Source organism: Vibrio sp. HB236076 (assembly GCF_040957575.1).
Lineage (GTDB): Bacteria > Pseudomonadota > Gammaproteobacteria > Enterobacterales > Vibrionaceae > Vibrio.
Genome location: NZ_CP162601.1, coordinates 1311381 through 1324048, shown reverse-complemented (window position 1 = coordinate 1324048; position 12668 = coordinate 1311381). Strand labels below are relative to the sequence as shown.

Annotated in this window: 10 protein-coding genes; 4 read left to right on the top strand and 6 right to left on the bottom strand. The window is 44.6% G+C overall.

Annotation, left to right across the window (positions count from 1 at the left end; translation table 11 throughout):
• Nucleotides 1-75: 75 nt before the first annotated feature.
• On the top strand, nucleotides 76-294 hold the full coding sequence (gene infA, locus AB0763_RS05805; protein WP_001040192.1) for a translation initiation factor IF-1: 219 nt from the start codon (nucleotides 76-78) through the stop codon (nucleotides 292-294).
• Between the two features lie 330 nt (nucleotides 295-624).
• Here the strand turns inward: infA and AB0763_RS05800 are convergent, their stop codons facing one another.
• Genes AB0763_RS05800 through AB0763_RS05790 form a run of 3 tightly spaced genes read right to left on the bottom strand, consistent with a single transcriptional unit; the run spans nucleotide 625 to nucleotide 4836 of the window.
• The gene (locus tag AB0763_RS05800) at nucleotides 625-2157 is read right to left on the bottom strand and encodes a DHA2 family efflux MFS transporter permease subunit (protein WP_306101681.1); all 1533 of its coding nucleotides are present in this window, start codon (nucleotides 2155-2157) and stop codon (nucleotides 625-627) included.
• 15 nt (nucleotides 2158-2172) lie between these two features.
• Entirely contained in the window at nucleotides 2173-3363 is a 1191-nt protein-coding gene (locus AB0763_RS05795; RefSeq protein ID WP_306101682.1) for an HlyD family secretion protein, read from the bottom strand.
• 9 nt (nucleotides 3364-3372) lie between these two features.
• Nucleotides 3373-4836, bottom strand: coding sequence for an efflux transporter outer membrane subunit (locus AB0763_RS05790; RefSeq protein ID WP_306101683.1), 1464 nt, complete (start codon nucleotides 4834-4836; stop codon nucleotides 3373-3375).
• 100 nt (nucleotides 4837-4936) lie between these two features.
• Here AB0763_RS05790 and AB0763_RS05785 point away from each other — a divergent pair, with 100 nt between their 5' ends.
• Nucleotides 4937-5566 (top strand): TetR/AcrR family transcriptional regulator, encoded by a 630-nt coding sequence (locus AB0763_RS05785; protein ID WP_306101684.1) that lies wholly within the window; start codon nucleotides 4937-4939, stop codon nucleotides 5564-5566.
• A 168-nt stretch (nucleotides 5567-5734) separates the two neighbouring features.
• On the opposite strand, the gene clpA is transcribed toward AB0763_RS05785, so the two are convergent.
• Together clpA and clpS are read right to left on the bottom strand one after the other, a co-directional pair.
• Nucleotides 5735-8005 carry an ATP-dependent Clp protease ATP-binding subunit ClpA gene (clpA, locus tag AB0763_RS05780; RefSeq protein WP_306101685.1) on the bottom strand — a complete coding sequence of 757 codons (2271 nt, stop codon included), beginning with the start codon at nucleotides 8003-8005 and terminating at the stop codon, nucleotides 5735-5737.
• Nucleotides 8006-8046: 41 nt separating this feature from the next.
• Complete coding sequence (gene clpS / locus AB0763_RS05775) at nucleotides 8047-8367, bottom strand: ATP-dependent Clp protease adapter ClpS (RefSeq protein WP_306101686.1); 321 nt, start codon at nucleotides 8365-8367, stop codon at nucleotides 8047-8049.
• Between the two features lie 503 nt (nucleotides 8368-8870).
• Between clpS and cspD the strand changes: the two genes are divergently transcribed.
• Nucleotides 8871-9092, top strand: a complete 222-nt coding sequence (gene cspD / locus AB0763_RS05770) for a cold shock domain-containing protein CspD (RefSeq protein ID WP_306101687.1) — start codon at nucleotides 8871-8873, stop codon at nucleotides 9090-9092.
• A 107-nt stretch (nucleotides 9093-9199) separates the two neighbouring features.
• Complete coding sequence (gene yddG / locus AB0763_RS05765; RefSeq protein WP_306101688.1) at nucleotides 9200-10099, top strand: aromatic amino acid DMT transporter YddG; 900 nt, start codon at nucleotides 9200-9202, stop codon at nucleotides 10097-10099.
• Nucleotides 10100-10383: 284 nt separating this feature from the next.
• Here the strand turns inward: yddG and AB0763_RS05760 are convergent, their stop codons facing one another.
• Entirely contained in the window at nucleotides 10384-12606 is a 2223-nt protein-coding gene (locus AB0763_RS05760) for an NADP-dependent isocitrate dehydrogenase (RefSeq protein ID WP_306101689.1), read from the bottom strand.
• Nucleotides 12607-12668: the final 62 nt, after the last annotated feature.

Genomic DNA, 12668 nt, shown 5'->3' with positions numbered 1-12668 from the left:
TGACGCACAAAATTATTTTGATGATATGCATCCATGTACAGGGTGCTTGCCGAATTTCTATCTAAAGAGGATTAAATGGCTAAAGAAGACGTAATTGAGATGCAAGGCACGGTTCTTGACACTCTACCAAACACTATGTTCCGCGTTGAACTTGAAAACGGCCACGTGGTCACTGCACACATTTCTGGTAAAATGCGCAAGAACTACATCCGTATTTTGACTGGCGATAAAGTAACGGTAGAAATGACACCATACGATCTATCCAAAGGTCGCATCGTCTTCCGTGCTCGTTAATCTTTGCCCGATGTAACGGCATAAAAAAACGGAGCATTGCTCCGTTTTTTTATGCCAATTTGCCGCCATTGAGCGGGCCAATGCCTATCTGACTCAATAGCCTAGGCACGCTAACGGGTTAAATACTCAATAATGTCATTAAGAAAATCACCAGTAGAATAACGACAACGATGCTTGTACTTACAAGAAAAAAGTCAGCTTGTTCACACGCTTTTTTCTGTATTATTATTGACCAAATGATCACCCAGACTCATATAACCGATGTGCACTAGGGTAGTGTCGCCAAGGTATACAAACAACGATATCAATGACGACAATATTTCCTTTTGTTTAATGAGCAGCTCCAGGGTCAACCGTTTTTTTCGGTTTTGGTGCCAGTAAGATGACAAACGCCGCCACGAAAAAAATAACCGCAATCATCATAAACAATTGGTTAGTGGCAACCATACCACTTTGCTGAGAAACCAAACTGTTGGTTAACGAACGAGCCTGCTCGGTGCTTAAACCACTCGCCCCTATCGACTCCAAGGCCGAGGTTGAAGGGTGGATCAACCCAGACAATTCGGCGTGAACATGACGAGTTTCATTTTCCCACTTGGTTGTACTCAAGGAGGTCGCAATGGCCCCGGATAAAGTACGGATAAAATTCATCAATCCAGCGGCTGACTCCATCTCACTTTCTTTCACCGCCCCCAAAGCAATCGCCGTTAAAGGCACAAAGAATAAAGGCGTACCAATACCTTGGAAAAACATGGGCCAGCTAATTTGATCGTACGTCATCTCCAAGTTGCCAAAGCTGCGATAAAAGGTCCAAGCCCCTAGCCACATTACTCCGACAAACACAAACAATCTCGGGTCGCGTTTACTCGATGCACTGGCAATAACCGGCGCTAAGAACACCGCGAGCATGCCCATGTGCGACGTGGTCAAACCGGATATTGTCGCGGTATAACCCATAAAAGTCTGCAGCCACAATGGGGTAATTATCGAGATGGCAAAAAAACAGCCAAATCCGAGTGATAAGGTGATCATGGATAAACTGAACCCCCGATGTCGAAAGACTTTCAAATCGACAACCGGTGAACGCTCAGTAAGCTCCCAAATAAGAAAGGCCGCAAAACCAATCACGGCAATGATCGCCATCGCGACAATATAGTTTGATTCAAACCAATCTAAGTCCTTGCCTTCATCGAGCATTAATTGCAGAGCAGCGACCCACACCACCAATAAAATTAAACCGACTTTATCGATCGAACTTTTAAAGGCTTTTGTTTCATATTGTTGCAATAGTTTCCAGCAGAAAAAGCCAGCCAAAATCGCAAAAGGTGCTTTGGCGGTAAAAATATAATGCCAGCTGTACTGATCACACAAATAGCCACCTAAAATTGGCCCCATGATCGGCGCAATCAAGGTAGTCATACTCCAAATACCGATCGCCGCATGGCTTTTATCTTTCGGGAAAATCCGGATCATCAAGGTTTGTGATAATGGCATCAAAGGACCGCCTGAGAAGCCAAGTAAAATACGACAGACCACTAGCATACTCATACTGGTCGCCATACCACATAAAATGGAGAAAATACCGAATAAAACTAAACACGTCACAAAAACACGAATAGAGCCAAACCGTCTCGACAGCCACCCCGTCAAAGGAACGGAGATGGCCTCTGCGACGGCATAAGAAGTAATGACATAAGTGCCTTGACTGGTCGATACACCAAGACTGCCAGAAATATTAGCAATTGAGACATTGGCAATCGTCGTATCTAAAATGGCCAAAAAGTTGGCCATTGCGAGACAAACTGCACCGATGAATAACGCAAAGCCTGTCAGTGGCTGTACTCGATCCGCTGTTGGGTTCATTGCAATCCCCTATGCTTAATCGTTTTGTTGTGCGCTAACTTGGCGATATTGCGAAATGGTGCTTTCATCAACATTAGCATCCGTATCAATGGTGACCGTCATTGACAATCCAACCTGCAATGGATGCTCCGCCAATTGTGTCGGATCAAGCTCAACGCGAACCGGTAAACGCTGAACGACTTTAATCCAGTTACCCGTGGCATTTTGAGCAGGAATAAGAGCAAACGCGGCGCCCGTACCACCTGAAATACCACTTACAACGCCCTTGTAAACCACGTCATCACCGTACAAATCAGAGACCACCTCTACCGGCTGACCAATTTTTACATGGGTAAGATCCACTTCTTTAAAATTGGCGTTCACGTGCACGCGATCTATCGGCACTATGGTCATCAAACTACTTCCGACCTGAACTCGTCGACCGACTTGAACTTGACGCTTCGCCACCACCCCTGAGATTGGTGCACGGATCACGGTGCGATCAAGATTGATCTTTGCTTGCTCAAGACGAGCTTTGGCCGCCAATACTTCTGGATTGCTCTCTACACTGCTACCAGCAATTTTGGCTTGGTTAGCTTTTTTCTGCCCTATGGTTGATAAGCGATTCGCTTTTGCTTGTGCTTCTGCCGCTTTAACAGCATTTAACTTCGCTTGTGCCTGTTGGAAAGCTGAGCGGGCTTTGGTGACCTCTTCACCTGACACCGAACCAGATTCCAAAAGATTTTCACGTCGCTGCAGATCGATTTTGGCACTGTCGTATGCCGCTTGTGCAGACGCTAGCTCAGCCGAAGCACGGTTTTCATCTGCTTGACGCGCATTGACCATCGCACTAAAGCCTTCGTCACTGGCTATGTAACCTTGTACTCGTCGCTTTGCCAAAGCCAGATCCGCTTGTGCTTGGCTCAGTGCAATTTGAGCATCCGTATCATCGAGTTCAACTAAAATATCCCCTTTTTTAACCATCTGGGTATCAATCACATTCACTTTTTCAACAATACCACTGACAGCCGGGGTAACTTGTGCCGTCTCGGCATCGACATAAGCATTTTCAGTGGCCACAAAATGCGAAGCAACTAAATACCAATAACTGCCATAACTGACAGCAGCAATGAAAACCACAACGGCTAAAAGAGCAAATCCTTTTTTACGGGAACGCGTCGCTTTAGCTTGATCAAATTCTTCTGTATTCGTTTCTGAATTACTCATCTTATGCCTTTACTTGTCACTTTGCTTGATTTGAAAGCCGCCACCGAGGGCGTGAACTAATTGGATATGCAGCGCTAAAGAACGAGATTGTAAGTTAGCCAACGCGCGCTGATTGCTCAGCACGGCGTTTTCCGCCGAAAGTACGTCTAGGTAAGTGGCCAGCCCCCCTTGATAACGATTACTAGCAACCGTGTAAGCGTGCTGTGCACTGTCTAAAGCTTGGCGGATACTGGCCAGTCTCTGCTCTAATCGCTGATGACTACTCACAACATCGGCCAATTCTTTAAACGCATTCGTCACGCTTTGATCGTAATTGCTTACGGCCAATTTATATTGTGCCTGAGCCGCTGTCAGTTGCCCCTCGAGTTGACCACCATTGAAAATAGGCAAATAGATTGCCGGGCCAACATTGCCAGCCGCCGTATCAGAGCTAAATAGATTGTCTAAACCAAATGCTTGATAACCTAAAAAAGCATTGATCGTGACATTGGGATAAAAATTATCTTTTGCTACCCCCACTTGTTTAGCCGCAGCTTCAACTTGCCAACGAGCAGCACTGATGTCAGGACGGTGACCAATGAGTCCGACACCCAGGTTGTCAGGTAAGCCGATGCTCTGTTCAAGCTCGACACTCGGTCTTTTAATCATCAATGCCTTATCAGGCCCTGCCCCCACCAGCGCAGCCAACACATTTTTTTGTAAATCAATCGCTTCTTCCACCGCTAATAAATCGGCCTTGGCACTGGCTTGACGAGATTGTGCCTGACTAACAGAACCTTTGGTTTCTAAGCCATTGTTAAAGCGTTTATTTAAAAGCTCTGTGGTTTTTTGGCGAATCTGAAGTGCTTCTTTGGCGGTATCAAGATTGTGGTATAGCCTAGTCAGTTCGGTATACGCTTTGGCAATCGATGTCGACAGTTGCAGTTGACTCGATGCTAACTCCGCTTCTTGAGCAGCAGCTTGACTGACCGCTGCTTCAACTTGCTTGCGATTTTTTCCCCAAAAATCCAGGTCGTAAGAAAAATTTAAGCCAAGGGTGGCATAATCATTCCAGTAGTAAGCCGACTCCGGGACGTAAGACGTATAATTGTAACTGGCCTTGGCTTGGTAAACGGAAGCTTCAGCGTTTACATGTAAGGATTGACTGGCGCCAGCTTGTATTGCAACCCCTTGGGCTTGCTGTAAACGCGCCTTTGCGGCAGCAACACTGGGTGAGTCTTTCAACCCTTGTTCGATCAATTCTGTTAATTGTTGATCGTTCAATGATACCCACCATCGCTGATTTGGCCAATCCATAGCCTCCATATCTGCCATGGCCGCTTGGTATTGGTAGTGTTGAATCGGCTTTGTATCAGGCAATTTTTCGTTGTTAGGGCTAGCACATCCGCTTAAAATCAACGCACTGATCAAAGAGAGAGAAAAAGTGAATTTGCGTCGATAAGGTCGAATCTGCCATTGAGATTGACTGGTCAAGTGACACCTCATTTTTATGATAACTAAACTGTACGGTTCATTTATAAATCGATATACTAGCTTGGTCAAGTTAATTTATTATCATTAGCAAGCGAATATTATGCGAATTAAAACTGAAGAGCGCCGACAAGCGATCATCACTTCTGCTAAAGAAATGTTTCGAGAACATGGGTTTGAAGCAACCTCGATGGACATGATTGCCAAGCACTGTGGCGGGTCTAAGGCGACGCTCTACAATTATTTTAAATCGAAAGAAGCGATCTTTCTCGCGGTCATAGAGCACACCACTAAAATTGATTTCGAACCGGCTTTTCTAAAACTCGAACAAAATTCAGCTCAACCACTACACAAGCTGCTATGTCAGTTTGGGCAGCACTACCTCAGTGTGATCTTAACACCGAGAATGACTTCCGTTCGCAGAATGGTTTATGCCGAGTCAACCCGATCCAACATTGGACTGCAGTTCTATCAAAATGGACCAGAAAAAGGATTAAAGCGCTTAGCGCAATTTTTTGATCACCAAATAGAGCTAGGTAAATTACAATCCCACAATACGCAGGTCGCGGCTTTGCAATTTAAAGCCTTATTACACGCTGAGTTATTGGAGCCGTACCAATTAGGCTGTATAAATAGCATCGAAGAGCAAAATATTACTGCCGCTGTTGAACGAGCAGTGACGGGCTTTTTAGCCATCTATCAGCCTCAACACAAACTGCCGGTATCAAGTTGAAGTAGGGGTAAAGTAAAATCATCTGCTTGGCCCACCTCAGTAACAATGAAAATATACCGTGGCGATGTGGTAAGCAAAGCGGCCTATAATGCCAAGCTGGTTAGTCGACAAGATAAAAAAAAGGATGCCAAGTGGCATCCTTAGATTCTGTGTTAATTAAAGTGGGTATTACTCCACGACCTCTTCTCTATCACTTTGAAATTCAAAGTTAAGTTCGTCGCCTTGTAAACTCACTTTCACTGTCCCACCATCAACCAAAGAGCCGAATAGCAATTCGTTCGCCAGTGGTTTCTTAATTTTTTCTTGAATCAAGCGCCCCATTGGTCTTGCTCCCATGGCTTTGTCGTAACCTCGAGTTGCTAGCCACTCTCTGGCGTCTTCAGCAATTTCAAGCGATACGCCACGTGCGTCAAGTTGCGCTTGTAATTCAACAATAAATTTATCCACTACCTGATGAATAACCACTTCATCTAGGCTGTTAAACCAGATGATGTTGTCAAGACGGTTACGAAACTCCGGTGTAAAGACCTTCTTGATCTCAGCCATGGCATCGTGACTGTGGTCTTGTTGAATCAAGCCAATGGATTTTTTCTCCGTCTCAGCGACACCAGCGTTAGTGGTTAATACCAAAATCACATTGCGAAAATCTGCTTTTCGGCCGTTGTTGTCTGTTAATGTGCCGTTGTCCATCACTTGCAATAACAAGTTGAATATGTCTGGATGCGCTTTTTCAATTTCATCCAACAAGACAACAGAGTGAGGATGTTTGATCACAGAATCAGTCAACAGTCCCCCCTGGTCGTAGCCCACATAACCTGGAGGCGCACCAATCAAACGGCTAACAGAATGACGCTCTCCATATTCAGACATATCAAAGCGCAATAACTCTATCCCGAGCAGTTTGGCCAACTGCACCGTGACCTCTGTCTTACCAACCCCTGTCGGACCTGCAAATAAGAAAGAACCGACCGGTTTATTGTCTGCTCCTAAGCCAGAACGAGTCAATTTAATGGCCTCGCTGAGCACATCAATGGCTGAGTCTTGACCAAATACCATCATCTTCATTTTTTCATCGAGATGACGAAGAATGTCTTTATCAGAAGAGGATACTGACTTTTCAGGAATCCGAGCGATTTTGGCAACCATGGCTTCAATTTCAGCGACGCCAACTGTTTTTTTGCGCTTACTGGCTGGCGCTAAGCGACTTCTCGCCCCGGCTTCATCAATCACATCGATGGCTTTATCAGGTAAGTGACGTTCATTGATATACTTAGCCGACAGCTCTACGGCAGCACGAAGTGCTTTTTGGGTATATCTTACGTCGTGATGCGCTTCGTATTTAGGTTTTAAGCCCATCAATATTTTAGTGGTGTCGTCAATCGAAGGTTCAACCACGTCAATTTTTTGGAAGCGACGAGACAAAGCCCGCTCTTTATCAAAAATCGTATTGTATTCTTGATAGGTCGTCGAACCAATACAACGCAATTTCCCGCTGCTTAATAAAGGTTTGATTAAGTTTGCGGCATCAACCTGACCACCAGAAGCGGCACCCGCGCCGATAATAGTATGAATTTCATCGATAAAAAGAATCGCATCCTTTTCTTTTTCCAATTGTTTCAATACGGTCTTAAAGCGTTTTTCAAAATCACCGCGGTATTTGGTTCCCGCTAAAAGCGAGCCGATATCCAAAGAGTAAATGACGCTGTCAGCAATCACATCCGGGACTTGTCCTTCGACAATACGCCAGGCGAGACCTTCAGCAATCGCCGTTTTACCAACACCGGCTTCACCGACCAACAAAGGGTTATTTTTACGGCGGCGACATAATACCTGCACGGTACGCTCGAGTTCTTTGTCACGGCCAATCAGAGGATCAATTTCACCCGCTTTTGCCAGCTGGTTTAAATTGGACGCAAAAGCATCTAAACGTTCATCTGCACTCACTTCCTCACTCTCCTCATTCTGGCCAAACGAATCGGAGGATGGCTCCTCATTCGCCTTGGTAATTTTGGTAATACCGTGGGAAATGAAGTTAACAATGTCTAATCGCGAGACTTCATTTTTTTTCAAAAGGTAAGCTGCGTGAGACTCTTGCTCGCTGAAAATAGCGACCAAGACATTCGCTCCATTGACTTCATTGCGACCAGAAGATTGAACGTGAAAAACCGCACGCTGTAATACACGTTGAAAACTTAAAGTGGGTTGAGTTTCTCGTGAGTCATCCGTATCGGGAATCAAGGGCGTCGTTTGCTCGATAAACAGCGTCAATTCTTGCCCAAGGGATTTTAAATCTGCATTGCAAGCCATTAAGGCTTCCTTAGCCGACTCATTCTCTAGCAAAGCAAGAAGGAGGTGTTCGACGGTCATAAACTCATGTCGTTTATCCCGAGCACGAGCAAAGGCGTGGTTCAAGCTCGTTTCCAATTCTTTGTTTAGCATAGTACCTCCCGTAAGAACAACAAAGTTGTTCGATTAGAGCATTAAGCTTGCTCCATAATACAAAGTAACGGATGTTCATTTTCCTGAGCATACACAGTTACTTGTGAAACTTTCATTTCGGCAATTTCAGCACTGTAGGTCCCGCAAATGGCTTTTCCTTCATAGTGCACTTTAAGCATCACTTGAGTAGCACTTTCTTCATTTAAGGAGAAAAACCGCTGTAAAACATCTATCACAAAATCCATCGGTGTATAATCATCATTGACTAAGACCACATGAAAGCGTTTCGGTGGTTGTATTTCGGTATTCTCTCTTTCCAAGAGGTCTTGGTCAGGAGCGCCCCATTCAAATGTTTTACTCATGATTTTGTAAAAAGTTAATGTTAAATTAAAGGGTTGTTGGCTCTCAATTTAACACAGACTGCTAACGACCTGTAGACAGCAACCAATATTTCCTACCCTATTTTGAGCCTAATCTAGCAATCGGTGCTCTGCAAATAAATATTGGTGACGAAACTTCACTTTTCAAGCCCAGGTCACAAGATGTGTGTGGATCTTTTTCTGGGTATTTTGTTGGTTTATTTCATTATTTATTGATCAAAAGTCACCTATTTGGACGACAAATAGATAAAAACAGTGACCAAGTTACCACTATTTGATATCGACAAGCGACAAAGATTGACTGTCTCAACCCTTTAGATACAGTTGAATTTATAACCTTTATTTCTACACGGGTTATTCTTTGAAATCAACTACTGACTATTGTGTCGATTGCTCACGCTTCCTTACATCGCTAATGACGTGGTCAATACCTCACAATCGTTATGTAAAATTCAACAATATTGACAATGCAGAGGGACGTACGCATGGCTACAGGTACTGTAAAATGGTTTAATAACTCCAAAGGATTCGGATTTATTTGCTCAGACGAACAAGAAGGCGACATTTTTGCTCATTATTCCACCATTCAAATGGATGGTTATCGCACTTTAAAAGCCGGACAGCAAGTCTCTTATGAATTGGAAACCGGCCCTAAAGGTTGTCACGCGAGTAATGTTATCCCAATCGAAGGCCAGTCATCAAAGTAATCACATCAATACACCAACGTGCTGACACATCAAACAAACACAAATCTCGCTTTCCCACGATAAAAGTTATTTGATAGCATAGGCATTATTTTGCTTATGCTATTGTTATGACTCATCAATTTAAATTTACGCTCTTTGGCATCATCGCCATTTTGTGTTGGAGTGCGCTACTCGCCGTTGCACGCCTTGCGATGGAGCAATTAGGGCCAGCCACCGGATCAGCATTGATTTACACTCTTGCAACTCTGCTACTTGGTCGCGTCATTGGCTTCCCATCACTGTCAAAAATCAAACTTAACTATTTGCTCTGTGCCGGTGTTTTATTTGTCAGTTACGAAATTCTCCTCGCACTCTCTTTAGGCTACGCTGACTCGCGCTTGCAAACGGTACAAGTATCCATTGTTAACTACCTGTGGCCAGCCTTAACCGTGTGGTTTGCCACCTTTGGTCAACAAAAAATCAAACACCCACTCGTTTTATATCTTGCATTGCTTACCGCGTTTGTTGGTGTTGCCCTCACTTTAGTTACCGACATCAAACAAGGCCTTTTTAGCTTGGTTACCAGTATCGAAAGCAACCCAACCGTTTTTATTATGGTTTTTAGTGGTGCACTCATCTGGGCTGTCTATTGTAATTTTACTAAAAAGCATTCCGATCAACCAAATCTCATCAGCTACTTCTTTTTGTTTACCGCCCTGAGTTTATGGATAAAAGTGGCATTCAGCGATGAGCCTCCTTTAACCTTCAGCGCCCTGTTAAACCCTATGGTATTATTATCGGCTATCTTGGTTGCCACCGGTTACGGGTTGTGGAACGTCGCAATCGTAAAAGGGAATTTTATGTTACTGGCGACTTTGTCTTATTTTACGCCTATTTCGTCAGCCTTATTATCCTCCATCTTGTTAACCACGACATTGCCAGCTCAATTCTGGCCAGGTGTCTTGTTAGTCACTCTCGGTTCATTACTGTGCTGGAAAGTAACCCGGACTAAAAAACACACCTCTTAATGGGACACACACTTTTACTTAACAGCACCTGCTTAACAGGACACACACCTTTAGTCTCTTAACAGGAAACACCTGACAATCTTCTTGCCTATCTCCAAAGGTGTGTGTCCCATTAACCGCTGCTCTTCTTGCCTACCTCGAAAGGTGCGTGTCCCATTAACCGCTTTGGGTGGGTTCTGCATTATGTCGCCAAAAGGTAACCTCACCCTTATTCAAATATACAAAAAAGCCCTTTGTCATTTCTGACAAAGGGCTGTTGAGCAATTGATGTATAACAGTAAAGGCTAGGCCTTGATGATGTTATTTAGAATAGCACTTGGGCGCATCAACCTCTCTGCTTTACTGACGTCCGGCCAGTAGTAACCGCCTAAATCACCAGCATTGCCTTGAGCTTGATTGAGCTCAGATACAATGTCAGCTTCTTGCTCAGCGAGCGCACTGGCAATAGAGCTAAACTCTTTGGCAAGCTCAGTGTCAGTTTGTTGCGCCGCTAACTCTTGAGCCCAATACAGTGCAAGATAAAAATGACTGCCGCGATTGTCGAGCTCGCCAACCTTACGCAGCGGAGACTTGTTATTGTCTAAAAATCGTCCTGTTGCTTTGTCGAGTGTGGTCGCAAGAACCTTCGCTTTCGCATTACCACTTGCCTCAGACAAGTGTTCTAGCGATGCGGCAAGTGCCAGGAACTCTCCAAGTGAATCCCAACGCAGGTGATTTTCTTTTTGTACTTGTTGAACATGTTTAGGTGCCGAACCACCTGCACCCGTCTCAAACAAACCACCACCGTTCATCAAAGGAACAATCGATAACATTTTGGCTGAAGTGCCAAGCTCTAAAATTGGGAACAGGTCGGTGAGGTAATCACGCAACACGTTCCCCGTCACTGAGATGGTATCAAGCCCCTCTTTAATTCGTTTCAAAGAGAACAAACACGCGTCCACTGGTGCTAGGATGTGAATATCCAGCCCCTCAGTATCGTGTTGTGGTAAATACGCTTGTACTTTTTGAATTAACTGTGCATCGTGGGCACGATTTTCATCTAACCAGAATACTGCCGGAACGCCAGTTGCTCGGGCGCGCGAGACTGCTAATTTCACCCAATCTTGAATTGGCGCATCTTTTACCTGACACATACGGAAGATATCACCCTCTGCAACGGCTTGAGTAAGCAGTACATCGCCCTGTTCGTTAACAACTTGAATCGAACCCACTTTAGCAGCGATAAAGGTTTTATCATGTGAGCCGTATTCTTCGGCTTTTTGTGCCATTAAGCCAACGTTCGGTACACTTCCCATGGTACTTGGGTCAAAGGCACCATGCTCTTTACAGAAATCAATTACAGCTTGATAAATACCCGCGTAACTGCGATCTGGGATCAGTGCTTTGGTGTCTTTCAACTGACCGTCCGGGCCCCACATTTGTCCCGAAGAGCGCAGCATTGCCGGCATAGACGCATCAACAATCACATCACTTGGTACGTGCAAGTTTGTAATACCGCGGTCAGAGTCTACCATCGCCAATGGAGGGCGGTTTTGATAAAGCTCGGCTAACGAGGCTTCAATAGCGGTTTTTTCCTCGCTCGGAAGAGCTTGAATTTTACTGTACAAGTCGCCGATACCATTGTTCAAATCAACGCCAAGTTCGGCAATTTTTTGTTGGAATTTTTCTAACACCGGTTGGTAAAACGCTTTGACAGCATAACCAAAGATAACCGGATCAGAGACTTTCATCATCGTTGCTTTCAAGTGCAAAGAAAGCAATACGTCTTGTTCTTTGGCTTCTTCAATTTGTTGCTCAAAAAAGGACAACAATTGCGCTTTACTCATGACCGCGGTATCGATGATTTCTCCGGCTTGAAGCTCAAACCAAGATTTTAGCGTTTCTGTGCCCGTTTCCGTCACGAGGTCAATTTTGACTTTTTGAGCTTCACCAATGGTCAACGATGATTCACTGCCAAAAAAGTCACCTTGCGACATGCTGGCGACATGAGATTTTGACTCAGCGCTCCAAGCGCCCATTGAGTGCGGGTGTTTTTTTGCGTAGTTTTTGACTGACGTTGGAGCACGGCGATCGGAATTGCCTTCGCGCAACACGGGGTTAACCGCGCTGCCTTTGATTTTATCGTAGGTCGCTTTAATTTTAGTTTCTTCGTCGTTTTGTGGCTCAGAAGGATAATCTGGCAGTGCATAACCTTTGTCTTGCAATTCTTTTATCGCAGCGCACAATTGGGGGATAGATGCTGAGATATTCGGCAATTTGATGATATTGGCATCGGGGGTTTGCGCCAACTGCCCAAGCTCTGTTAGAGCATCAGGAATACGCTGCTCTTCGGTAAGATGGTCGGGGAAGTTTGCAAGAATACGGCCCGCCAATGAGATATCTCGGGTTTCAACTTCAATACCCGATGAGGCAGTGAATGAGCGAATAATCGGTAATAAAGAAAACGTTGCTAGTGCGGGTGCTTCATCAGTTATCGTGTAAATGATAGTCGGCTTTTCTGTAGGCATGAAATGTCCCTATATTGTCGGTCAGGCTATGAATAAAACCACAACCCAAATGAATGAAGGCC